Genomic DNA, 22,796 nt, shown 5'->3' with positions numbered 1-22,796 from the left:
CATGGGTGCACACAGGCGGAAATGCGACTGGTGCGGCAGTGGTACGCCCATCGTCAGGGACATGGATCCGGTCAACACCGACTATCAGTACTGGTGCGAGGAGTGCGCCCGGGCGCTGATCATAAAAGGCGACCCCATCGAGACGTACCGGGAACTCGAAGGGGAGCCGATTTACGGCCGTCTCCTTGAGGCGCACTGCACACTGAAGCGCTTCTACTCCTTCGCCACGGCCTGAGCGCCGCCAGCACGAGGAAGCACGCGCCCGCCAGCGGATACAGCGCTGAGAGCACCATGTCGCCGCAGTCCTGGGCCAGTTCGGGCCGGCTCGTGCCGTGCGGGACCCACCACAGCGCGTACGTGGCGAAGACGGCGGCGCCCCCCAGCGCCCAGCGCGGCCTCTCGAAGCCGAGCAGCACCACCGCCGGCACACACCACACCCAGTGGTGGGACCAGGAGACGGGGCTGACGAGCAGCCCGGTCACGGCGCAGGACAGCGTGGCCCAGGCCCGCTCCCCGCGCAGTTCGGCGCGGACCGCGACCGCCAGCCCGAGCGCGGCCGTGACGACCGCGCCCGCCGTCCACCACGCGCCCGGCTCCCCGGTGTGCAGCAGGCGGGCCAGCACCCCGCGCAGCGACTGGTTGGCGGTGTCCTCGGCATGACCGACCCGGCCCGCCTCGAAGACCATGGACGTCCAGAAGCGCACCGAGTCGCGCGGGAGCAGTACGGCGCCCGCCGCCGTGGCAGCGCAGAACACCGAAGCGGCCCTAATGGTCATGGCGCGCGAAAAGTTCCCGGCGGCTGTTTCCTTGCCGACGACGGCGGAGACCAGCAGGAACAGCGCGAACAGGGCGGGGGTGAGCTTCAGCGCGGCGGCCAGGCCGATGCCGGCGCCCGCCCAGCGGTGGCCCTCGGCGCGGGTCAGGTCCCAGAGCACCGCGACGGCCAGCAGCAGATTGATCTGGCCATAGCGCAGCGTCGTCCACACCGGCTCGCACCACACGGCGAGCGCGGCGATCCACAGCGCGGCTCCGGGGCGGTGGCGCCCCGCGAGCCGCAGTGACAGATGGGCCAGAGCGACCAGCAGCCCCAGATTGGCCAGGGGCGCAAGCACCCGCAGCTGCGGGACGCCGAGCAGGGTGAGCGGGGTGAACACCAGGGCCGCGAACGGCGGGTAGGTGGTGGGCAGCCGCGCGGGTGTCGCGCGCATCGCGTACAGGTCGGCGCCCGCCCGTACGGCCCGGCCCTCGGCCCGGTAGACCAGCAGGTCGATCATCGAGACCCCGGCGGCCCGCTGAGCGGCCCAGAAGACCGCGAAGGAGAGCAGGCAGACGGCGGCGGCCAGGGCCACGGGACGGCGTGCGGAGGGGAAGCGGACAGCGGCGTGCGCCAGTACCTTCACGGTCACGAAGGTGGACGTTACCGTCCTTCTTCGTACAGAACGGAAACCGATTTGGTGAAGCACCGGGGTGACCGTGTAATGTTCTCGATGTCGCCGGGGGAAACCGGGCGGCACACAGCAAGGGGCTATAGCTCAGTTGGTAGAGCGCCTGCATGGCATGCAGGAGGTCAGGAGTTCAATTCTCCTTAGCTCCACAGTTGAGAAGGCGGGTCATCCGAATCGGATGACCCGCCTTCTCGTTGTGTCCCAACCGGTCAACTCCGGCCAGTGCCCAGGGCTTTGCGCGTCACCTGGGGCAGTGCCGTGGGCGCCTGCTCGATCCGGAGCGCGAGCGCGGGACAGCGGCGTACGGCTCGTTGCGCGCGCCCCCGCAGATGCATCGGCACGGTGGCGTCCGCGACCAGAGGGTAGCCGTCGGGGCCCAGCCGGATCAGCTCCGGCACGATGTCGGCGCAGAGCCCGTGGCCCTCGCACAACGTCCAGTCCACCAGCATCTTCTCGCCGCTCGGTACGCCCTCGTCCTGGTAGCCGGGCGCGGGCAGCGGCAGCACCCCCACGGTCGGTCTGCCGCAGCCGCCGCCGAGCACATGGGCCGCCAGGTCGTCCGTGAACGCCGCCAGGGTGGATGCCAAGAACCGCGCCGAGCCGTCCGGATGCTTGCAGGCCCCCCGGCCCTTGACGGCCCGCGTCACCTCGCGCAGCGCCTCGAGCGCGGCCGGTCCGCCGCCGCCCAGCACGTCGGCGAGCCCCGCGGCGGCGGCCGGGAGGCCCAGCCTGCACGGGCCGCACTGGCCGGCCGTCTCGGCGGCCAGCCACTTGGCGACCCGAAGCGCCTCACCGAGCGCGCAGGTCCCCGGCCCGATCGGCAGGATCGCGCCCGCTCCGAGCGCGCCGCCGAGCGCCGAGAGGGAGGCGCGCGACAGGGCCGCGTCGTGGGCGGCCACCGAGTTGAGCCAGGCGCCGTGATAGCCGCCCGTCAGGACGCCCTGGGGCAGCGACGGCGCCCCGGCCAGCTGGAGTACGTACCGCAGCGGCACCCCCGTGGGCGCCTCGACCACCATCGGGCGGGCGACGGCGCCGGACACCGTCAGCAGGACGGTGCCGGGCTCGGTGGGCTCGCCCGTGTTGCCGAACCGCTGGGGGCCGAGCCGGGCGGCCACCGCGAGCTGGGCGAACGTCTCGGCGTTGGAGAGCAGCGTCGGGGCGCCCCCGACGCCGGACTCCGCCGCCCGCTCACGCCGGCCCGGCGGCAGGGCGGGGCCGCCGTCCACCGCCCGGATCACCGCCGACGCCTCGCCGGACACCATGCGCTCGGGGGTGCGGACCACGCGGGCGCGCAGCGGGGCGCTCCGCTTGTCGGTGAGACCGCGCTCGAAGAAGGCGGCACGCACGGACGCCTCCGTCGCATCGCGGGTGACGGCGACGACCAGGGTGCGCGCGCCCAGCGCCTCGGCGGCCAGCAGCGCGCCGTCCAGGACGAGATGGGGGGCCCGGCACACCAGGACGGTGTCCTTGCGGCAGGCGGGCTCGCCCTCGCTCGCGTTGATGACGACGACCGGGCGTATCCCGCGCCGGATCGCGGCGGACGCGACCGCCCGCAGCTTGCGGCCGAAGGGGAAACCCGCGCCGCCCCGGCCGGTGAGGGCGACGTCGTCGGCGAGTTGGGCAAGCCGCTCGCCGTTGATCGGTTCCAGCGCGCCGTGCACCTTGAGGTGCATCGGCAAGGTGAGGCGTTCGACGAGATCGAAGCCGGCGGTCAAATGGGGCAGGCCCACGACGCGGACCTCGGGAACATCGGGGAGGGGGCTGTTCATGGTCGTACTCCTGCTGTCGCTGGCACCGTCACGGGCGTTCTCCGGCGGCGGGGCCCGGCGGGGAGTGCCAGGGCTCGCCCGCGGTGGGCTGCTGGTAGGGCGTGGAGGGCGCGGGATCGCCGTTGGGCAGCGGCTCGGGAGGGCGGGGCGAGGGCGCGGGCCAGCGGGCGTCGGGCGGCGTGGCCGGGGGGACGGCCGGGGGCGGCGGGGCGAGCGAGACCGCCCGGTAGGCCGCCGAGAAGCCCGTACCGGCGTCGCCGACGGGCCGCGCGTTGCCGGGACGGTAGCGCGGTGGTGCCTCGTGCGGGGGCTCGTACAGGGCGGGTGTCTCCTCGGACTGCCGTGCCTCGCCGAGGACTTCGCGCCGGGGGCGGCCCGCGCGCAGGCGCCGCGTGGGCCGCGCCTCGTAAGCCTCATAAGAGGGCGGCATCAAGGAAGCCGCCTCCATGGAGGCGGTTTGGGACGAGGACGACGCAAGAGGTGACGCGAACGAGGACGTGCCGTAGGACGACGCCTCATAGGAGGGCCCCTCATAAGAGGGCGGCGTGACCGGTGGTGGCGGCGGCGTCGCTTCGGGGCGTTCGGGCTCCGGGCGCGCGAGCAGCGGGGCGAGCCGGGCGACGATGCGGCGCTGCGCGGGCCGGGGCAGCGCGCGTACGGCCAGCGCACCCGCCACAGCCGCCAGGCTCAGCGCGTACATCGCCACCACCCAGCCCGCCGGGGGCCGCCCCGCGAACAGACCGTGCACCAGCGCCGAGCACCAGGTGGGGTAGGCCAGCATGTGGACCGCGCGCCAGCGTCCCGCGATGCGGCCCGGCGTGGTGAAGGCGCTGCGCATGGCGCCCGTGACGGCCGTGAGCACCATCAGGATGCCGGCGAGCGACCCGAAGCCGATCAGACCGGACGTGCCGGTGATGCCGAGCCCGAACGGCACGACCGCGCCCAGGAGTCCGACATGGCCGAGGGCGATCTTGAGGGTGACGTGCAGCAGGAGGAAGCCGATCGAGGCGATGGCGGTCGCGCGGTGAACGGCCTGCGCCATGAGGCGGTCGCGTGGGGTGAGCAGCAGCCGGTCGGTGGCGAGCAGGCCCCAGGCGACGGACGCGGTCAGTGAGACCAGGGAGAGGACGCCGGAGGTGAAGTCGAGGGCGGCACGCAGGCCGTCGGACGTCAGCAGGGCCAGCGGCGGTATGAGCAGGGCGACGACGCCGAGGGCGGCCGCGGAGAGTCCGCCCTTGCGGGGCGGGCGTCCCCGGGCGGGGTTGTGACGCGGATGGTGCGGGTTGAGCGGATGGCGAGGGTTCATGGTGGGGCGACTCCGAATGGTTCGGCAAAGCGGTCCCGTGGCGGCATGCTAGGTCGCCCCATACCGGCCGGTACGGGGTTTGAGCGGTTGCCCCAGAAGAGGGCGGTACGCGGAGTAACCTCGCCCCCGCCCCCTCGCGGACGCCCCTTCGGGGAGCGGCGGGCCCGCCGGCCGGGTCCGGAGTCCACACCCCCTCGGGCACTCCGTGCGAGGCCTGTGAGGCCTGCGGTACCCTGACGCCATGCGTGCCGTACGCCTTCTGCTTAGCGAGCCGCGCTGAACACTCCCGACCGATGAAGAGATCCGGTCGGACTCGGCGCGGCGCCCCCTCCTGTGCGAGGGGTTTTTTCGTTTGGCGATTCGATGGCGGATCGATGGACGAACGCTCGTAACCGCTGGCAGAGACGATCGATGGAGCTTTGAGGACATGAGCGAGACGAACACCGCTGCCGCCGCAGAGACGGCCGCGCCGCACCGCTACACGGCGGCCATGGCCGCCGACATCGAGGCACGCTGGCAGGACTTCTGGGACGCCGACGGCACCTATGAGACGCCGAACCCGACGGGCGACCTGGCCGGGGACGCGGCGGTCGCCGCACGGCCCAAGAAGTTCGTCATGGACATGTTCCCCTACCCCTCGGGCACGGGCCTGCACGTCGGTCACCCGCTGGGTTACATCGCCACCGACGTCTACGCCCGCCACCAGCGCATGACCGGCCACAACGTGCTGCACACGCTGGGCTTCGACGCGTTCGGCCTGCCCGCCGAGCAGCACGCGGTCGCCACCGGCACGCACCCGCGGGTCTCCACCGAGGCCGCCATGGACAACATGAAGCGGCAGCTGCGCCGGCTGGGCCTGGGCCACGACAAGCGCCGGTCGGTCGCGACGATCGACCCGGAGTACTACAAGTGGACCCAGTGGATCTTCCTGCAGATCTTCAACTCCTGGTACGACGCCGACGCGCGCAAGGCCCGCCCGATCGCCGAACTGGTCGCCGCGTTCGAGGACGGCAGCCGCGAGGTCCCCGGCGGCCGTGACTGGGCGGCGCTGAACTCCGCCGAGCGCGCCGACGTGCTGGGCGGATTCCGCCTGGCGTACGCCTCCGACGCGCCCGTCAACTGGTGCCCCGGCCTGGGCACCGTCCTGGCCAACGAGGAGGTCACCGCCGACGGCCGTTCCGAGCGCGGCAACTTCCCCGTCTTCAAGTCCAAGCTGCGCCAGTGGAACATGCGCATCACCGCCTACGCGGACCGTCTCCTGGACGACCTGGACGGCCTGGACTGGCCGGACGCGATCAAGCTGCAGCAGCGCAACTGGATCGGCCGCTCCGAAGGTGCCCGCGTCGACTTCAAGGTCACCGACACCGACGCGATCACCGTCTTCTCCACCCGGCAGGACACCCTGTTCGGCGCGACCTACATGGTGCTCGCGCCCGAGCACGAGCTGGTCGACACCATTGTCCCGGCCGCCTGGCCCGAGGGCACCCACGACGTGTGGACCGGCGGCCACGCCACCCCGGCCGACGCCGTCGCCACCTACCGCGCGTTCGCCGCGGCCAAGTCGGACGTCGAGCGCCAGGCCGACGCCAAGCAGAAGACCGGCGTCTTCACCGGCGCGTTCGCGACCAACCCCGTCAGCGGCGAAAAAGTTCCCGTCTTCATCGCCGACTATGTGCTGATGGGCTACGGCACCGGCGCGATCATGGCCGTACCGGCGCACGACGCCCGTGACTTCGCCTTCGCGCGCGCCTTCGAGCTGCCCATGCGCTGCGTCGTCCAGCCCGACGACGACCGTGGCACCGACGCCTCCACGTGGGACGAGGCGTTCGTCTCCCACGAGGCGAAGCTGGTCAACTCCGCCAACGACGAGATCTCGCTGGACGGCCTGGGCGTCGTCGAGGCCAAGGCGAAGATCACCGACTGGCTGACCGAGCGCGGCATCGGCGAGGGCACCGTCAACTTCCGGCTGCGCGACTGGCTGTTCAGCCGCCAGCGGTACTGGGGCGAGCCCTTCCCGATCGTCTACGACGAGGACGGCATCGCCCACCCGCTGCCCGAGTCGATGCTGCCCCTGGAACTGCCGGAGGTCGACGACTACTCGCCGCGCACCTTCGAGCCCGACGACGCCGACACCTCGCCGGAGACCCCGCTGTCCCGCAACGAGGACTGGGTCAACGTCGAGCTCGACCTGGGCGACGGCGTCAAGAAGTACCGCCGCGAGACCAACACCATGCCCAACTGGGCCGGTTCCTGCTGGTACCAGCTGCGCTACCTGGACCCGCACAACAGCGAGAAGCTGGTCAACCCGGCCGTCGAGCAGTACTGGATGGGCCCGCGCGAGGGTCAGCCGACCGGTGGCGTCGACCTGTACGTCGGCGGCGCCGAACACGCCGTGCTGCACCTGCTGTACGCGCGTTTCTGGTCCAAGGTCCTGTTCGACCTCGGCCACATCTCCTCCGCCGAGCCGTACCACAAGCTGTACAACCAGGGCATGATCCAGGCGTACGTCTACCGGGACAGCCGAGGCTTCCCGGTGCCGGCCGCCGAGATCGAGGAGCGCGACGGCAAGTTCTTCTTCGAGGGCGAGCCCGTCAAGCGCGAGCTGGGCAAAATGGGCAAGTCCCTGAAGAACGCGGTCACTCCGGACGAGATCTGCGCCGAATACGGCGCCGACACCCTGCGCCTGTACGAGATGGCGATGGGCCCCCTGGACGTCTCGCGCCCCTGGGACACGCGCGCCGTGGTCGGCCAGTACCGGCTGTTGCAGCGGCTGTGGCGCAACATCGTCGACGAGGCGACCGGGGAGGTCACCGTCACCGACGCCGAGCCCGACGAGGCCACCCTGCGCGCCCTGCACAAGGCGATCGACGGCGCGGGCGGCGACCTGGCGGGGCTGCGGTTCAACACCGCCATCGCCAAGATCACCGAGCTGAACAACCACCTGACCAAGGCGGGCGGCCCGCTGGCCCGGCCGGTCGCCGAGCAGCTGGTCCTGCTGATCGCCCCGCTGGCCCCGCACATCGCCGAGGAGCTGTGGCGCAAGCTGGGCCACACCGACTCCGTGGTGCACCGCGACTTCCCCGTCGCCGACCCCGCGTACGTCGTGGACGAGGCCGTGACCTGCGTCGTCCAGATCAAGGGCAAGGTCAAGGCCCGCCTGGAGGTGCCGCCGACGATCGCGGAGGACGAGCTGGAGAAGCTGGCGCTGGCCGACGAGGCCGTCGTCGCGGCCCTGGCCGGCGCGGACATCCGCAAGGTCATCGTGCGGGCGCCGAAGCTGGTGAACATCGTTCCCGCGTAAGCCCCGTTCGGACCCGCGCACGCGCCCCGCGCTCGCGTGAGGACCGAAGCGGCACAGGGGGCTTCCCCCTACGGGCAGGTTGGGGGTTCCACGGGAACCCACGGCCTGCCCGTTGCGTTTACCGTGGAGGGACGACACCGACCGAGGGGACGTTCATGGAAGCCGCGATCTTGATCCTGGCGCTGCTGTTCGTCGCCTTCGTGGTGCTCGGCGTGTACGTGACGGTCAAGGTGGTCGGAGCGGCGAAGCGCGGAGTGGAGCGTACGGTCACCCAGGCCCGCAGGACCGTCGAGGACACCACGCTGCGCGCCAAGAGCGTGGCCCAGCCCGGCGTCGCCGGCCAGCTCGCCCAGCTGCGCCTCTCGCTGCGCACCTCGATGCGGTCCACCCAGGAGGCACTGCACGCGCGTGTCGGCGAAGACGCGTCCCTGAAGGAATCCCTCGCCCTGTTCGAGCGGCTGAGCGGGCACGGCCATGAACTGGACGACGAGCTCAGGCGGCTGGAGCGCGAGCCGGACAGGCGCACGATCGCCGACCGGCTGCCGGAGCTGCGCGAGCGCACCGAACGGATCACGCGCTCGGCGGATTCGCTGCGCTGGGCCGTCCGCGACCGGGCCCGGCAGTTCGCGGACGACGATCTGGCCTCGCTCAGCGAGCAGATCGACCTGGAGTCGGGAGCCCTGCGGGACTGGTCCGTCAAGGGACCCACCAACGGACGAGCCCCCTCCTGGGACGAGGACGCCGACCACGCCGCCGCCGCCGCGCCGGGCGGCCCGTCCCCGGAGCTACGGGACCAACGCTCCCGGCACCGGCCCCCAACCGAAGCACCGCACGCGCTCGGCGCCACCCAGCCTCCCGTGACGTACCCCTGGCAGAAGGCGGCCCGCCCCGAAGCGACGAGCTGAGCAGACGAACACCGGCGCGCGGCACGGGATCCGGGCGACTTGCGCCGACCCGAACCGATCATTGGACAGGGCCGGGCTGCCACGGGGCGCCATCGCCGGGTAACCTCCCGGTCATGTCCCGCCATGTCGCGATCGTCACTGATTCAACGGCCTATCTGCCGCCACAGACGATGGAGCGGCACCGCATCACCGCCGTGCCGTTGACCGTGGTCCTGGGCGACCGGGCGCTGGAGGAAGGCACGGAGATCTCGGCCCGCTCGCTGGCCGTCGCGCTGCAGAAGAGGCGCCCTGTCACCACGTCCCGGCCCAGTCCCGAGGTGTTCGCGGCCGCCTACCGGAAGATCGCCGAATCGGGAGCGACCGGCATCGTCTCGTTGCACCTCTCCGCCGAGTTCTCCGGCACCTACGACGCCGCCGTGCTCGCCGCGAAGGACGCCCCGGTGCCCGTGCGAGTCGTCGACACCGGGATGGTCGCGATGGCCCTCGGGTTCTGCGCGCTGGCGGCGGCCCAGGCCGCCGACGCGGACGGCACGCTGGACGAAGCGGTGGCGGCGGCGGAGAAGCGGGCTGCGGAGACTTCAGCGTTCTTCTACGTCGACACCCTCGACTATCTCCGGCGGAGCGGCCGCATCGGGGCTGCGCAGGCGCTGCTCGGCTCGGCCCTGGCCGTCAAGCCCCTGCTCCAGCTCGTGGACGGCCGGATCGACATGCTGGAGAAGGTACGCACGGCCTCCCGGGCCATCGCCCGGCTCGAGGAGATCGTGGTCGACCGGGCCGGCACCAGGCCCGTCGACATCGCGGTGCACCATCTCGCGGCCCCCGAGCGCGCCGCCACCCTCGCCGAACGGCTGCGGACGAGGGTGCCCGGCCTCGTCGATCTGCACACGAGCGAGGTCGGGGCGGTGATCGGCGCGCATACGGGACCGGGGCTGCTCGGCGCCATCGTCTCGCCGCGCTGAGATGGTTCGGCTCCGGTTGATTCACTGGCACGGGTGACCGAGTTATCCACAACTGGTGGGTTGTCCACCGGATTTGGGGGTGCTCAGCGGATTCGGGGCGAAGTGCCTAACGTCTCGTGACATGGAAATCCGATCACGACGCACCGCCACGAGCGGACCGGGCCGGCCCGCCGGCTCGGACGGCAGGACCCGACGAGGACACACCCACCGCAGCGGGGGCACACGGGCGACGGCCACCGGCCCCGCGCCCTCATCTGCACCCGTCCCTGTACCTGTCCCAGCACCTTCACCTGCACCTGTCCTTGGCTCCGTGCCGTCCGGCCGGGCCAGCGACGTACAGGCCTCCGTCTCCGTTCTGACCGCGCGCAGACGCGCGGACGCGCTGTTCCTTACGCCGCCTCCGGGCACGGCGGCCCCTCCCCGCGACCCCGATGCGCCGACCGCCCGCAGCCTGGGGGAGTCCGCGCTCGCGATCCCGCCCGAAGCCCCACCTCCCTCCCGCGCTGCCGATGCCGCTGCTCCGGCCCGTCTCGCCCCTGCGGGTGCGGGCATGGGTGTGGGTACGGGCGTGGGCGCGGGGGAGCGGATGTGGGCGGCGGTGCGCGACCGGTTGCCCCTGTGGGCGCAGACGAGGTGCGGGCTCGCGCCGCGCAGTCTGGCCGCGCTGTGCGTGGTCCTCCTGGTCGCGACGGGATTCACCGTCCGGCACTTCTGGGCCGGGCGCCCCCGGTCCGTGCCCGCGCCCGCCCTGGCCGAGGGGCCGGCGTCCGCCACGCCTGGGACGAAGAGTGCGGGCGGCGGCTCGAACCGTGGGGCGCGTGGGGAGGCGAGCGCCATGGGCTCGCCGCCCACGCCGGTCGCGAACACGGAGCCCTCGCCGGCCGGTGTGCTGGTGGTGGACGTCGGGGGCAAGGTGCTGCGGCCCGGGATCTACCGGCTGCCCGCCGGATCCAGAGTCGCCGACGCGCTGACCGCGGCGGGCGGTGTCCGCGAGGGCACGGATCTGACGGGGCTCAACCGGGCGAGGCTGCTCGCGGACGGGGAACAGGTGCTGGCCGGAGTGCCGGGCGGGGGCGCGCCCGTCGCCGGACCGGGCGGGGCGGGTCGTACGGGCGGCGGCGGAACAGGTACGGGCCCGAGCGGGCCGGTCAGCCTCAACTCCGCCTCGGCGGACCAGTTGGACGCCCTGCCCGGAGTTGGCCCCGTGCTCGCCCAGCACATCGTCGACTACCGGACGCAGCACGGTGGGTTCCGGTCGGTCGGTGAGCTGCGCGAGGTCAAGGGGATCGGCGAAGGACGGTTCAACGATCTGCAAGCCCTGGTGCGGCTATGAGCCGCGTGGAGATCCACGCGGAGTCGGGCGGCCGGCTCGGCGTGGCCAACCCGCACCGGGAAGGACCGACGGACCTACGCCTGGTGGGGCCGGCGCTGGGCGCATGGGGAGGGGCCGCCTTGGCGGGCAACTTAGCCGGTGCCGCAGCGAGTTGGTGTGTAGCTCTGTGCCTGGCCTTGACGGGCGTGCTGGTCGCTCCGGCTGTGCGGGACTGGTTGTCGCGGAGGCGGCAGGGGGCGCGGGCAGTGCGCCAGGGGGAGTGCGGCGCGGAGCCGGTGGGTGGATTCGACGCGGCCCGGGGACGCGGAGGAGCTGATGCGGGCGATGCCTGCGATGCGGGGGATCCGGGTGGTGTGAGCGATGCGGGTCATCCGGGTAATGCCGACGATACAAGCGATCCGGGCGGGGCGGCCTTTGGTAGCACAACGAACGGCATCGACAAGGGAGTTGGCGGTGCCTGGCGGTATCGGGGTGCGGTCGCTGGGGTGCTGGTCTGTGTCGCTGTCGGGATGACGGTCGGAGGGCTCCATGCCGAACAGGCGCGCAGGGGTCCCGTGCCGGGACTGGCGAGGGAGTTCGGTCGGGCCACCATGGAGTTGGTGATCGCCGGCGATCCCAGGCCGACCCGGTCCGGGGGCTGGGGCGGCACTTCAGTAGCCGTCGACGCAGAGGTGGAGCGGGTCGTTGGAGCCGAGGGCGGGGAGCGCCGCGTCCATACGCCGGTGCTCGTCCTGGCGCCCGGGAGCTGGCGGGGGCTGCTGCCGTCCACCCGGGTGCGGGTGGACGCGCGGCTCGCGCCGGGCGAGGGGAAAGTGGCCGCCGTTCTCAAGGTGCCGAACGGGCCGCCGCGCGTCATCGGAGCACCGAATGCCGTACAGCGATGGGCCGGTGAGCTGCGGTCCGGGCTGCGGGAAGCGACCAAGGGGCTGTCGCCGGACGCGAGGGCGCTGTTGCCTGGGCTGGTCGTCGGCGACACGTCCAGGGTCACACCGGAGCTGCGCGCCGCGTTCCAGGCGACCGACCTCACCCACCTCATGGCGGTGTCGGGCAGCAACTTGATGATCGTCCTCGTTCTGTTGATCGGCCCGCCGGGGCGGGCGCTGCTGGCCGAGCGGGGCGGCCTGGCTCCCCGGCTCGGGGTCTCTCTGCGGGGGACCGCCCTGCTCGGAGGGGCGCTCACGATCGCGTTCGTGGTGGTGTGCCGGCCCGAGCCGAGTGTGCTGCGGGCCGCCGCGTGCGGCCTGGTCGCGCTGCTGGCGATCGGCACGGGCCGGCGCCGATCCTTGATTCCCGCGCTGGCGGCCACCGTCCTGCTGCTGGTGCTGTACGCGCCCGAACTGGCCCGCAGCTATGGGTTCCTGCTGTCGGTGCTCGCCACGGGGGCCCTGCTCACCATCGCGCCGGGCTGGAGCGCGGCGCTGCGTCGACACGGGGTGCCGGCCAGGCTCGCCGAGGTGCTGGCCGCCGCTGCGGCGGCGCAGGCGGTGTGCGCGCCGGTGGTGGCCGTGCTCGCGGCGCGGATCAGCCTGGTCGCCGTGCCGTGCAATCTGCTGGCCGAGCCGGGGGTGGCGCTGGCGACGGTCGCGGGGTTCGCTGCCCTCGCCGCGGCGCCGGTCGCGATGCCGTTCGCCAAACTCCTTGCCTGGTGCGCGAGTTGGCCCACCACCTGGATCGCGTCGGTGGCGCGCACCGGGGCGGCTCTGCCCGGCGCGGAGTCGGGCTGGCCGGGCGGCTGGGCCGGGGGACTGCTGCTCGCGGTCGTCACCGCGCTGGTGGCGCTCCTGGCGCGGAGGGTTCCCCGACACCCCTGGGCGGCCGCGACACTCGCACTCGTGCTGCTGCTCGCCGTGGTGCGGCCCGCGCCGCTCACCAGGATCGTCACCGGGTGGCCGCCGCCGGACTGGTCGTACGCGATGTGCGATGTGGGACAAGGGGATGCCACGGTGCTGGCAGCGGGCGAGGGCACGGCCGTGGTGGTCGATGCCGGGCCCGAGCCGGCGCCGGTGGACCGCTGTCTGCGCGAACTCGGCGTCACCCGGATCCCGCTGCTGGTGCTCACGCACTTCCACGCCGACCATGTGGGCGGTCTTGCCGGGGTGCTGCGGGGGCGGACGGTCGGGGCCATCGAGACGACGGGGTTCGCGGAGCCGGCGGACCAGGCGGCGTTCGTGCGGCGCACCGCGGCGGCGGAGGGGGTCGCGTTGGTGACGGCCGGGTTCGGGGAGCGGCGGGTGCTGGGCGGGCTTTCGTGGGAGGTCCTGTGGCCTCCACCGCAACCCGCTCCGGCGCCGGACGGGCCCAATGACGCCAGCGTCACGCTGCTCGTCCGTGCCGCCAACGGGCTGACCCTGCTGTTGCCGGGCGACCTCGAACCCCCGGCGCAACGGCAGTTGTCGCGGCGGCAGCCGATGCCGGTCCGGGTGGACGTCCTGAAGGTCGCCCACCACGGCTCGGCGCATCAGGAGCCCGGCCTGTTGCGATCCGTACGTCCGAGGCTCGCGCTGGTCTCGGTCGGACGGGGCAACCGGTACGGCCACCCGGCACCCGGCACGATCGCCGTGCTGCGCGCGTGGGGTGCCGCGGTCCTTCGGACCGACACCGACGGGGCGATCGCGGTCACGGGTGTGGGCGACACCCTGCGGGCCGTGCCCCGGGGCCGCGACACGACGCAGGCCGCAGCGGCGCCCCGGGGGCGAGGCCCCTGACCGGTCGCGACCGGAGGCCGAGACACCGGGTGGGTGGCGGCGCGGCGGCCCCGCGACACGTGCCCATCACGTGCCCGTCACGCGCCCATGTTGGCGGCGCGCGCGAAGTTGAGGGGTCAGACGAGCCAGGCGCCGTCGCGCATCAGCTCGCGGCCGGCTGGAGAGAGGTATGAGGTGTGGTTCACCGGTGGGGGAGGCGGTCGCCACCCAGGCGTCCTCGTCCTTTTCGAGGCGCGTCAGGACGTCCTGCTTGCGCTGTTCGCGGCTGCGCGCCGGCTCGGAGATCATCATGCCCCTTGACGCTAGCGGCAGTTGGGCCTGGTCTGCTTCAGCCGAGAGGACCAGGACCTGCGACGTACGACAGGGAGCCGCAGGCGGGAAGCGGGCGGGCTGGGGTCCGGGGAAGCGGAATGGCCAATTCGGGCCTCTGGTGACAGGTGCCGCAACAGTGACTAGGCGTCGCGTTTGCCTCGAACGGCACATCAGTGATCGAATGCGTCTTCGTCATCGGGTCGGGGACCTGCTGTGGCGAGGACGGACGAGGATGTCTGCCCCCAGCACGGCCCGGCAGTTACTTCTTCGCGCGGGGGTGCGTGCACAGTGTTCAGCCGCTGGTTCGGCAAGAGCTCGACCAGTTCTCCGCTTCGTATCGGGCCGCTGGCGGGCCTGGCCGTTCCGTCGACCGCGGGCGTGCTCAGCTGCCGGGTGCTCGATCCGGTCAGCGAGCCCGTACAGCGGGCCGAGTTCGTGGTCAGCGATGCTTCGGGCCGCCGGGTCGTGGGCGGGGAGACCGACCCGTTCGGGACGGTGGTCACGACGGTTCCGGCGGGCGAGTACCGGCTGGCCGTCACGGCCGAGGGGTACACGCCCTTCCACGGCAACGTCACCGTCACCGCGAGCGGGCTCGCGGCGCTCGGCGACGTCATGCTCCAGGTCGCAGCCCCTGCGGCGCTGCCGGAGCCGGGCGAGTGGGAACTCGATCCGACGCACTCGCAGATCGGCTTCACCGCGAGTCACATCGGCCTGGCCCGCATCCACGGCAGGTTCAACACGTTCGCCGGGGCCATCCGGATCGGGGAGCGCATGGAGGGGTCGGCGATGCACGTGATCATCGACACCGCCTCCATCGACACGGGCGTTGGGATGCGCGACGACCACCTGCGGTCGGGTGACTTCCTGGACGTGGGGAACTACCCGACGATGGAGTTCTACAGCGACCGTTTCGTGCACCGGGGCGGCAGCCGCTGGGCGATCATCGGCGGCCTGACGCTGCACGGGGTGAGCCGTACGGTGACGCTCGACACGCAGTACCTCGGTCTGGGGACCGGGCTCGGCGGGGAGACCCGGGGTGCCTGCCGGGCCACCACCGAACTGCACCGCGAGGACTTCACGCTCACCTGGCAGACCATGCTGGCCCGGGGGATCGCGGCGATCGGGTCGTCCATCTCGATCAACCTCGACATCCAGGTCATACCGAAGGCGGCCTGACCCCCCGCTCGCGCTCACGGCCGGCGGTGGTGGCGCCCGGCCGCCGTGTGGATCAGGGGGCTTCCAGCCAGCCGTCGTAGGCGGCGGCCAAGCTGTCCAGGGCCTTGGGGTCGAGCCGGGCGTCGGGGTCCTCCACGACGACGAGCCACTGGGCGTCCTCGGCGTCGTCCTCGCCCGCCAGGGCGTCGCGCACGAGCTGGGGCTCCTCCGCGAGGGCGAAGAGGTCGGTCAGCTCGGTGGTCACGTCCTCGGCGGCGTCGCGGTCCGGGAGGACGAGTACGTGTCGGGTCACATCGTTCACCTGCCCATTCTCCGGTATGGGGGCGGTGGGGCCGGGAGCGGGCCGGGAGCGGGCCGGACTGTCAGTGGCCCGTGGGATGCTGGAAGGCGATGGCCACCAGGAAGAATTCCACCGACGATCCACTCGCCCCCGTCACGCTGGCCGTGGGCCAGGAGGACCTGCTGCTCGACCGCGCCGTGCAGCAGGTGGTGGCGGCCGCCCGGGCCGCCGACTCCGACACCGATGTGCGTGACCTGACCTCCGACCAGGTGCAGCCCGGCACGCTCGCCGAGCTGACCAGCCCTTCGCTCTTCGCCGAGCGCAAGGTCGTGGTCGTACGCAATGCGCAGGACCTGTCGGCGGACACGGTCAAGGACGTGAAGGCGTACCTCGACGCGCCCGCCGAGGAGATCACGCTGGTGCTGCTGCACGCCGGCGGCGCCAAGGGCAAGGGGCTGCTGGACGCGGCGCGCAAAGCGGGGGCGCGGGAAGTGGCGTGCCCCAAGACCACGAAGCCGGCCGAGCGGCTGACGTTCGTACGGCAGGAATTCCGGGCGCTGGGGCGTTCGGCCACGCCGGAGGCGTGTCAGGCGCTGGTCGACTCGATCGGCAGCGATCTGCGCGAGCTGGCGTCCGCGGTGTCCCAGCTCTGCGCGGACGTGGAGGGGACGATCGACGAGGCGGTCGTCGGGCGCTACTACACGGGGCGGGCCGAGGCGTCCAGCTTCACCGTCGCCGACCGGGCGGTGGAAGGGCGGGCCGCGGAGGCGCTGGAGGCGCTGCGGTGGTCGTTGTCGACCGGGGTCGCGCCGGTGCTGATCACCAGTGCGCTCGCGCAGGGGGTGCGGGCGATCGGGAAGCTGTCCTCCGCGCGGGGGGGCCGGCCGGCCGATCTGGCGCGGGAGTTGGGGATGCCGCCGTGGAAGATCGACCGGGTGCGGCAGCAGATGCGGGGGTGGACGCCGGAGGGGGTGTCTTTGGCCCTGCGGGCTGTGGCTGAGGCGGATGCGGGGGTCAAGGGCGGGGGGGATGATCCTGAGTACGCTCTGGAGAAGGCCGTGGTTGCGGTTGCGCGGGCTGCCAGGCCTCTCGCCGGCCCGGGTTTGCGGTAGCCATTCTGGGGTGGGTGGCTGGCCTGTTGCGTGCGGGGGGTTGGGTGTGTGCGCAGTTCCCCGCGCCCCTTGAGCCCCGGGCTTCGCCCTGGGGTCCTTGGTCGGTGTGTGCGGGTTGTCGGTGGCTGGTCGCGCAGTTCCCCGCGCCCCTGGTGGGCTCGGGCTGCGCCCTGCCCCCTCGCGCCCCTGGTGGGCTTGGGCTGCGCCCTGCCCCCTCGCGCCCCTGGTGGGCTTGGGCTGCGCCCTTGCCCGTCGGCCTCTGCCCTGTCGTGGTTGTTCGTTGCCTGCGGGTTGTCGGTGGCTGGTCGCGCAGTTCCCCGCGCCCCTGGTGGGCTTGGGCTGCGCCCTGCCCCCTCGGCCGCTGGCGGGCTTGGGCTGTGCCCTCCCCTCGCGCCCCTGGTGGGCTTGGGCTGTGCCCCGCCCCCTCGCGCCCCTGGTGGGCTTCGCCTGCGCCCCGCCCCCTCGGCCCCCGATGGGCTTGGGCCGCGCGCATCAGCCAGCGACCCCGAACGGGCGTCCAAACGCTGGCCCGGGGCCGGGCCGGGACGGCGCGTTGGCTGGCGCGCCGGGACCGGGTGGGCTGCCGCTACCTGGTCGGGGCTGCGGCAGCCAGGGGGGATCAGTCGCGGCGGTTTTTCAGGGCGTCGCCGCCGAATTTTGCTATGAGGCAGACGACTACGGTGACGGCGAGGCCGATGATGAGGTGGCTCATGGGGTCCTCCTGAGGACGGTTCGCGGGGCGGCGGTACGCCGGGGCTCCGGTGCTCCGGTGCCCCGGGGTGTATGGGGCGTAAGGGGTGGGTGGGTCAGGCGTGGCGGCCGCCTCTGCGGTAGGCGAACGCGGCGAACGCCGCGAGCAGCGCCGTCCACAGGGCAAGCACGCCAAGACCGGTGCCGCTCGGCGCCGTGTTGGCGGCCGCGTCCCAGGAGAGCTGGGCGTAGCGGTAGACCGGGGTCTGCTTCGACAGCGGTTGCAGCCAGCCGGGCAGCGTGTCGGTCGGCATCATCAGGCCGCCGAGCAGCGTGAGCGTCAGATACGAGACGGTGCCCGCGATCTGGGCGAGCTGCGCCTTGAAGAGGTAGCCGATGCCGATGCCGAGCATCGCGAGCGGGGCGATGCCGACCCAGAGCAGCAGGAAGATCTCCAGCCAGGTGCCGGGCGAGAGGTCAACCCCCCGGTAGAACTTGCCGATCAGGCCGATGACCACGATCGGCAGAATGCCCAGGCACGTGGCGACGGCGCCGCGCGCGATGACGACCTGTACCGGGGACAGCGGGGTGAGGCGCAGCTGACGCAGCCAGCCGAGCGCCCGGTCCTCCGCGATGCCGGTGCCGTTGGTGATGACCACGCCGAGCGCGCCGAACGCCGCCGCGCCCACCATCGCCCGCACCAGCGACTCCTGGTCGGGGCCGCCGCCCGCGAGGGTGACGTACAGGCCGACCGGCATGACGAGGCTCATCATGAGGTAGCCGCCGTTGCGGACGAGCCGCAGGATTTCGAGGCGGATGTAACCGAGCATCAGGTGGTCCGTCCTTCCGGAGCGGGCGCGTGGCGGGACTGGTGGGTGAGCGCGATGAAGGCTTCTTCCAGGCCCACGCCCGAGATCTCCAGGTCGGTGAAGGCGTCGGCGCGCGACAGGGCGTGCACCGTCGAGTCGGAGTCGCTGGTACGCAGGTGGACGCGGCCGCCGCGGTACTCCACGGAGGAGACGCCCGGCAGCAGGTCGAATCCGTCGCGGCCGCCGCGCGGCACGAAGCTGACCGTGCGCCCCTCGATCATGGACTTGATCCCCGAGGTGGTGCCGTCGGCGACGACCCGGCCCGAGGCGATGACGACGACGCGGTCGGCGCTGTCGTCGGCCTCTTCGAGGTAGTGCGTCGAGAACAGGACGGTGTTGCCGCGCTCGGCGTACCGCCGCATCGCGTCCCACAGTTCGCGCCGCGACTCGACGTCCAGGGCGGCGGTCGGCTCGTCGAGGACCACCAGGTCCGGGTCGCCGGCCAGGGCGAGCGCGAACCGCACCCGCTGGGCCTGGCCGCCGGAGAGCCGGTCCACGTTGCGGCCCGCGATCTTGGTGAGTTCGGCGAGTTCCAGGATCTCCTGGAGCGGCAGCGGCTTGCGGTAGGTCTGGCGTACGAAGTCGACCAGCTCGCGCACCGACACCCGGGGAATCATCTTCCCCTCCTGGAGCATGGCGCCCAAGTGCCCCGCACGCATGGCGAGTTCGGGCCTCTTGCCGAAGACCTCGATGGTTCCCCGGTCCGGCGGGAAGAGGCCGAGGAGCATGTTGATGGTGGTGGACTTGCCGGCGCCGTTGGGGCCGAGCAGGGCGACCGTCTCGCCGCGGCCGATCGTCAGATCGATCCCGTCGACGGCGCGGACACCGCCGTACTCCTTGACGACACCCGTGAAGACGACCGCGGGCGGGCCGTGCTGTGCTGCCATGGGGGGTGGCACCTGTTCCCTTTCGTGTGTGAGTGAGCGCATGTCGGATCAGCCCTTCCAGGGGGTGGCGGTGTGGACCAGTTCCGTGGGGCCTGGCGGGTCGGGGCCTCCGGGTTCGGATCTGCCGGATGACCCGGTGGTTCGTTCGCGCCACCCGGCTCCCAGCACCCCCACAAGCTGTCACCCGGGCCCTGATCGCGGCAGTGCCGTGCTCCTGAAACCGGCATGCGGCTGTCCCGGTCGCGGGTATGAAAGATTCACGCCCATCCCGTGAGCACGGCACTGGGGCCGATGGGCCGCACCCGGCAGAGTTCTGGGCGCCGGGCTCTTGCCGTGGTCGGCGTAGGGTGCCCCAACTCGTCTGTGGGCGACGGTACTTGGGCCGCCGACGGCTCGCCGCCCCCACCAGCGCACCCCTCCACACACCACCCGCCACCCGCCACACACCCGCGAACCCGCACACTCCGCACGCACGCCCCGCGAACCCACACCCTCCACACACCACCCGCCGCACGCCCGCGAACCCACACCCTCCGCACCCCACGCCCCGCACACCACACCCCGCCGGTGGGAAGGACCCCTCTCATGCGTATCGACCGCCTCGGGGCCCGGGAGCTCGGGGAGTTCTGGTCGCTGCTTGAGGACGTCGAGTACCTGCCCGGCCCCCACACCGCGCTGCGCACGCCGTGGGGGGAACTGCGGCTTGAGCGTCCCGGTGCGCTGCTGGGTGAGGCGCTGCGCCGGATGCAGCTCGGCCCGGTCTCGCTCGGCAACGTGGTGCCCGGCTTCCCCGGTTACGACGTGCCGGAGGACGAATGGAGCGAGGCGTCCCGCGAACTGCTCGGCGCCCTCGAACCGCTCCAGCACGTCACCGTGCGCCACCTCGCGATCGGCGCGTCCCTGCTCCTGAGCGTGATCCCGCTCTCGCCCCGGGCCCGGTTCCGCCCGGCGCCCGCCGCGCCCGGGAGCCACCTGCGCGTGCCCAGCGGCGCGGTACTGCGCGGCCCGGGACGCGATCCCGTATTCGCGTACGAGGGCGGTGAGCACCGCGTCGAACTGCACGGCCCCGACGCCCCGCTCCTGCTCCTCCACCTCCGAGCGGGCAGGGGCGATTTCCGGTCAGCACGCGGTGTCGCGCTGCCGTGGAGCGTCGTCCGCGCCGCCCGCGCCTACACGGCCGCCGCCGGACTGCTCCGCGCGGTCGGCCCCCAGGGTGCGGACCCGCCGTGAGAACAGGCCGGGCACTAGGGATCCGGCCAACGGATTACCTATGATCCGGACCGGAGAGGTGCTTGCGGTGCTTGTGACCGGGTGCCGCGAGCCATGGGGGACAGTTGACAGCGGAACGGCTCGGCCATCCGGAAGGAATACCTGCCGACATCGGCAGCGTCGTCCTTCCGCCGCGCAAGGCCATAGCCGTGACCGTGGTCGCGCTGCTCGGTTTCTTCGTGACCGACGCCGTCTATCTCTGGGCCGAGAATCCGCCCTGGTGGCAACGCGCCGCCGCCCTGGTCTGCTTCGTGGCGATCATGGGCCTGCAACTCATCCACTCCTTCCCGCACTTCCTGCCGGCCCTCCATCGCCACCGGTACGCGACCTGGGGCCTCCAGGCCGTCCTCGCCTACGCCCCTCTCCCTCTGTTCGGCTTCGCCTGGAGCGGGATGGCCGAATTCCTCACCGCCTCCTCGGTCCTGGTCCTGCCCGCCGTGTTCGGGTGGCCGCTCTTCGGCGTCGGCGTGCTCACCTGCTGGGGTCTGTACAGCGGACGCGGCACCAGCACCGTGGCGTACAACGTCATCGAAGGCGCCCTCATCCCCCTCGTCGTCATCGGGCTCTCGCGGATGTCCGACATGATCATCAAGCTGCACCGCACACGCGAGGAACTGTCCCGGCTCGCGGTGGCGGGGGAGCGGCTGCGTTTCGCGCGTGACGTGCACGATGTGCTCGGTCTCGGTCTGTCGGCGATCTCTCTCAAGTGTGAGTTGGCGTATCGGTTGCTCGGGGAGGCGCCGGCGAGGGCGTCTGAGGAGTTGGGTGAGGTGCTGCGTGCGTCGCGCAGGGCGCTGGCGGAGGTGCGTTCGGTCAGTCGTGGTTATCGGGAGATGTCGCTGTTGGGCGAGGCGGACGCGGCGGTCTCGATGCTGTCCGCCGCCGGCATCCGTACGACTGTGAGCATCGAGACCGGCGCTTTGCCGGCTGCCGTGGACACCGTCCTCGCGGCCGCCCTGCGCGAGGGTCTGACGAACCTGCTGCGCCACAGCAACGCCGAACGGTGCGAGATACGGGCCGAACTCCGCGACGGATCAGCCTTGTTGACACTGGTCAACGACGGCGTCGGACGCACCCGGCCCCTCACGGGCGCACCGGACGGCGGTCTCGCCGCCCTCGGCTGCCGGATCGGACAGCTCGGCGGCAGCCTCGGGCACGGCGACGACGGCCGGGGCTGCTTCCGCCTCGAAGCGGCCGTACCCCTGCCCCACCGGCCCCTGCCCCACCGGCCACAGGAGGACCGGGACACCGATCCCGGGGCCGGCTCGCGCGCGGACGGCGCCGCCCGGCCGCCCGCACCCGCCCGGGGCCACCGCGACCTGGCGCCCCGGGCCGCCACGGCGATGACGCTCACCGTCCTGACCGGCTACTTCCTCGCGTACGCCGTGGTCGCCGCCTCCTACGACCCACCGCCCGGCCACGCGGCCGCCACCGGACTCTGCCTGAGCGCCACCTTCCTCCTCCAGCTCGCGATCTCCTTCCAGTGGCGCTCGGCCCGGCTGTCCCGCCACGGCCGTCCGCTGCGTCTCGCCGCCCTCGCCGGACTGCTGCTGCTCCACTGCCTGCCCTGGTTCTTCCTCGGCCCGGACTACCTCGGCATGCCGGGCTTCGTCGCGGGCTCGGCACTTCTCGTCCTGCCGCCCGCCGCCGCGTGGCCGGTGCTCGCGGCGATGACCGTCGCCGGTGGCGTCTCGGTCCAGCTGTCCGGGGGCTCGTTCCAGGACGTCACCTACGAATCGGCGTACACCGTCATCTGCGCGCTGGTGGTGTACGGGCTGTCCCGGATGGCCCAGCTGGCCTGTGACCTCCACCGGTCGCGGGCCGAGATCGCGCGGCTCGCGGTGACGACGGAGCGGTTGCGTTTCGCGCGTGACCTGCATGATCTGTTGGGTTTCGGTCTGTCGGCGATCACGTTGAAGTGTGAGCTGGTACGGCGTTTGGCGGGGAGCCGGCCTGACGTGGCGCGGGAGGAGCTGAGGGAGGTGCTGTCCATAGCTCGGGGGGCGTTGGCGGATGTGCGAACGGTCGCTGAGGGGCGGCAGTGGTTGAGTCTGGTGGGGGAGGTGGGGAGTGCGGTGGCGGTGTTGGAGGGGGCGGGGATTCGGGCGTCGGTGGATACGGATGGTGGGGAGTTGCCGGGGGATGGCGATGTGGAGACCGTTCTTGCCACGGTGGTGCGGGAGGGGGTGACGAATGTGTTGCGGCACAGCCGGGCCGCCCGCTGTGAGATACGGGTTCGGCGGACGGCGGCGGGCGGGGTGCGGCTCACCGTCGTCAATGACGGGGTGGGCGCGTGCGGGGTGGGCCCGTGCGGGGTGGTGGGGCCGGGATCGGGGAGTGGCGGGGGCAGCGGGATCGCTAATCTGACGACGCGGATGAGCGCGGTGAACGGCCGGCTCGTGGCGCGGGAGCGGGCGGACGGCTGGTTCGAGCTGACGGCGGAAGTCGACCTGCTCGACGCGGGGGCGTAAGGGGCCG

Annotated in this window: 15 protein-coding genes, 1 tRNA gene and 2 pseudogenes; 11 read left to right on the top strand and 7 right to left on the bottom strand. The window is 72.5% G+C overall.

Annotated elements, in window-relative coordinates; all coding sequences use genetic code 11:
- The first annotated feature begins 1 nt into the window (after nt 1).
- Nucleotides 2-235: a hypothetical protein gene (locus tag ACFYM2_RS21960; protein WP_053726163.1), complete on the top strand. Its 234-nt coding sequence runs from the start codon at nt 2-4 to the stop codon at nt 233-235.
- Here ACFYM2_RS21960 and ACFYM2_RS21955 read toward each other — a convergent pair.
- A pseudogene (locus ACFYM2_RS21955) lies at nt 210-1,406 on the bottom strand (glycosyltransferase 87 family protein); the annotation flags it as partial. The gene ACFYM2_RS21960 and the pseudogene ACFYM2_RS21955 sit on opposite strands and share 26 nt — an antisense overlap.
- Nucleotides 1,407-1,521: 115 nt before the next feature.
- On the opposite strand from ACFYM2_RS21955, the gene ACFYM2_RS21950 reads away from it, so the two are divergent.
- A tRNA-Ala gene (locus ACFYM2_RS21950) sits at nt 1,522-1,594 on the top strand.
- A gap of 60 nt (nt 1,595-1,654) precedes the next feature.
- Here the strand turns inward: ACFYM2_RS21950 and ACFYM2_RS21945 are convergent.
- Together ACFYM2_RS21945 and ACFYM2_RS21940 are read right to left on the bottom strand one after the other, a co-directional pair.
- Entirely contained in the window at nt 1,655-3,214 is a 1,560-nt protein-coding gene (locus ACFYM2_RS21945) for an NADH-ubiquinone oxidoreductase-F iron-sulfur binding region domain-containing protein (protein ID WP_359000122.1), read from the bottom strand.
- A 28-nt stretch (nt 3,215-3,242) separates the two neighbouring features.
- Nucleotides 3,243-4,520: a hypothetical protein gene (locus ACFYM2_RS21940; protein ID WP_388838430.1), complete on the bottom strand. Its 1,278-nt coding sequence runs from the start codon at nt 4,518-4,520 to the stop codon at nt 3,243-3,245.
- A 427-nt stretch (nt 4,521-4,947) separates the two neighbouring features.
- Here ACFYM2_RS21940 and leuS point away from each other — a divergent pair, with 427 nt between their 5' ends.
- From leuS to ACFYM2_RS21915, 5 genes are all read left to right on the top strand, one after another.
- Nucleotides 4,948-7,821 (top strand): leucine--tRNA ligase, encoded by a 2,874-nt coding sequence (gene leuS, locus ACFYM2_RS21935; protein WP_388838427.1) that lies wholly within the window; start codon nt 4,948-4,950, stop codon nt 7,819-7,821.
- Between the two features lie 155 nt (nt 7,822-7,976).
- Nucleotides 7,977-8,726, top strand: a complete 750-nt coding sequence (locus ACFYM2_RS21930; protein ID WP_388838424.1) for a hypothetical protein — start codon at nt 7,977-7,979, stop codon at nt 8,724-8,726.
- A 113-nt stretch (nt 8,727-8,839) separates the two neighbouring features.
- Nucleotides 8,840-9,685 carry a DegV family protein gene (locus ACFYM2_RS21925; RefSeq protein ID WP_388838421.1) on the top strand — a complete coding sequence of 282 codons (846 nt, stop codon included), beginning with the start codon at nt 8,840-8,842 and terminating at the stop codon, nt 9,683-9,685.
- A gap of 550 nt (nt 9,686-10,235) precedes the next feature.
- Nucleotides 10,236-11,018 (top strand): helix-hairpin-helix domain-containing protein, encoded by a 783-nt coding sequence (locus ACFYM2_RS21920; protein WP_388838418.1) that lies wholly within the window; start codon nt 10,236-10,238, stop codon nt 11,016-11,018.
- Entirely contained in the window at nt 11,015-13,723 is a 2,709-nt protein-coding gene (locus ACFYM2_RS21915) for a ComEC/Rec2 family competence protein (RefSeq protein WP_388838415.1), read from the top strand. The genes ACFYM2_RS21920 and ACFYM2_RS21915 overlap by 4 nt, the downstream gene beginning before the upstream one ends.
- Nucleotides 13,724-13,882: 159 nt before the next feature.
- Here ACFYM2_RS21915 and ACFYM2_RS21910 read toward each other — a convergent pair.
- Nucleotides 13,883-14,014, bottom strand: a pseudogene (locus ACFYM2_RS21910) (pyridoxamine 5'-phosphate oxidase); the annotation flags it as partial.
- A gap of 309 nt (nt 14,015-14,323) precedes the next feature.
- Between ACFYM2_RS21910 and ACFYM2_RS21905 the strand changes: the two are divergent.
- Nucleotides 14,324-15,211 (top strand): YceI family protein, encoded by an 888-nt coding sequence (locus ACFYM2_RS21905; protein ID WP_388454935.1) that lies wholly within the window; start codon nt 14,324-14,326, stop codon nt 15,209-15,211.
- 52 nt (nt 15,212-15,263) lie between these two features.
- Here ACFYM2_RS21905 and ACFYM2_RS21900 read toward each other — a convergent pair whose 3' ends face one another.
- Entirely contained in the window at nt 15,264-15,512 is a 249-nt protein-coding gene (locus ACFYM2_RS21900) for a hypothetical protein (protein WP_359000101.1), read from the bottom strand.
- Between the two features lie 89 nt (nt 15,513-15,601).
- Between ACFYM2_RS21900 and holA the strand changes: the two genes are divergently transcribed.
- Nucleotides 15,602-16,603: a DNA polymerase III subunit delta gene (gene holA, locus ACFYM2_RS21895; RefSeq protein WP_350230216.1), complete on the top strand. Its 1,002-nt coding sequence runs from the start codon at nt 15,602-15,604 to the stop codon at nt 16,601-16,603.
- Between the two features lie 806 nt (nt 16,604-17,409).
- Here holA and ACFYM2_RS21890 read toward each other — a convergent pair.
- Both ACFYM2_RS21890 and ACFYM2_RS21885 read right to left on the bottom strand, forming a co-directional pair.
- The gene (locus ACFYM2_RS21890) at nt 17,410-18,123 is read right to left on the bottom strand and encodes an ABC transporter permease (protein ID WP_350230215.1); all 714 of its coding nucleotides are present in this window, start codon (nt 18,121-18,123) and stop codon (nt 17,410-17,412) included.
- Nucleotides 18,123-19,049: an ABC transporter ATP-binding protein gene (locus tag ACFYM2_RS21885; protein ID WP_388458139.1), complete on the bottom strand. Its 927-nt coding sequence runs from the start codon at nt 19,047-19,049 to the stop codon at nt 18,123-18,125. The genes ACFYM2_RS21890 and ACFYM2_RS21885 overlap by 1 nt, the downstream gene beginning before the upstream one ends.
- A 585-nt stretch (nt 19,050-19,634) precedes the next feature.
- Between ACFYM2_RS21885 and ACFYM2_RS21880 the strand changes: the two genes are divergently transcribed.
- Both ACFYM2_RS21880 and ACFYM2_RS21875 read left to right on the top strand, forming a co-directional pair.
- Nucleotides 19,635-20,279, top strand: a complete 645-nt coding sequence (locus tag ACFYM2_RS21880) for a hypothetical protein (protein WP_388458137.1) — start codon at nt 19,635-19,637, stop codon at nt 20,277-20,279.
- Between the two features lie 104 nt (nt 20,280-20,383).
- Nucleotides 20,384-22,789, top strand: coding sequence for a sensor histidine kinase (locus ACFYM2_RS21875; protein WP_388838412.1), 2,406 nt, complete (start codon nt 20,384-20,386; stop codon nt 22,787-22,789).
- Nucleotides 22,790-22,796 lie beyond the last annotated feature (7 nt).

It is taken from the genome of Streptomyces sp. NPDC006711, from assembly GCF_042869775.1.
In the GTDB taxonomy this organism is placed as follows: Bacteria; Actinomycetota; Actinomycetes; order Streptomycetales; family Streptomycetaceae; genus Streptomyces.
Note: the sequence above shows the minus strand (reverse complement) of the source record. Positions and strands in the feature narration are given on the sequence as shown.

What these genes read in the sequence shown, in the direction of transcription:
- ACFYM2_RS21915 (WP_388838415.1), top strand. Translation starts at nt 11,015, where the DNA reads ATGAGCCGCGTGGAGATCCACGCGGAGTCGGGCGGCCGGCTCGGCGTG.
- ACFYM2_RS21920 (WP_388838418.1), top strand. Translation starts at nt 10,236, where the DNA reads ATGGGTGTGGGTACGGGCGTGGGCGCGGGGGAGCGGATGTGGGCGGCG.
- ACFYM2_RS21945 (WP_359000122.1), bottom strand. Translation starts at nt 3,214, where the DNA reads ATGAACAGCCCCCTCCCCGATGTTCCCGAGGTCCGCGTCGTGGGCCTG.
- ACFYM2_RS21925 (WP_388838421.1), top strand. Translation starts at nt 8,840, where the DNA reads ATGTCCCGCCATGTCGCGATCGTCACTGATTCAACGGCCTATCTGCCG.
- leuS (WP_388838427.1), top strand. Translation starts at nt 4,948, where the DNA reads ATGAGCGAGACGAACACCGCTGCCGCCGCAGAGACGGCCGCGCCGCAC.
- ACFYM2_RS21940 (WP_388838430.1), bottom strand. Translation starts at nt 4,520, where the DNA reads ATGAACCCTCGCCATCCGCTCAACCCGCACCATCCGCGTCACAACCCC.
- holA (WP_350230216.1), top strand. Translation starts at nt 15,602, where the DNA reads ATGGCCACCAGGAAGAATTCCACCGACGATCCACTCGCCCCCGTCACG.
- ACFYM2_RS21885 (WP_388458139.1), bottom strand. Translation starts at nt 19,049, where the DNA reads ATGGCAGCACAGCACGGCCCGCCCGCGGTCGTCTTCACGGGTGTCGTC.
- ACFYM2_RS21880 (WP_388458137.1), top strand. Translation starts at nt 19,635, where the DNA reads ATGCGTATCGACCGCCTCGGGGCCCGGGAGCTCGGGGAGTTCTGGTCG.
- ACFYM2_RS21890 (WP_350230215.1), bottom strand. Translation starts at nt 18,123, where the DNA reads ATGCTCGGTTACATCCGCCTCGAAATCCTGCGGCTCGTCCGCAACGGC.
- ACFYM2_RS21930 (WP_388838424.1), top strand. Translation starts at nt 7,977, where the DNA reads ATGGAAGCCGCGATCTTGATCCTGGCGCTGCTGTTCGTCGCCTTCGTG.
- ACFYM2_RS21960 (WP_053726163.1), top strand. Translation starts at nt 2, where the DNA reads ATGGGTGCACACAGGCGGAAATGCGACTGGTGCGGCAGTGGTACGCCC.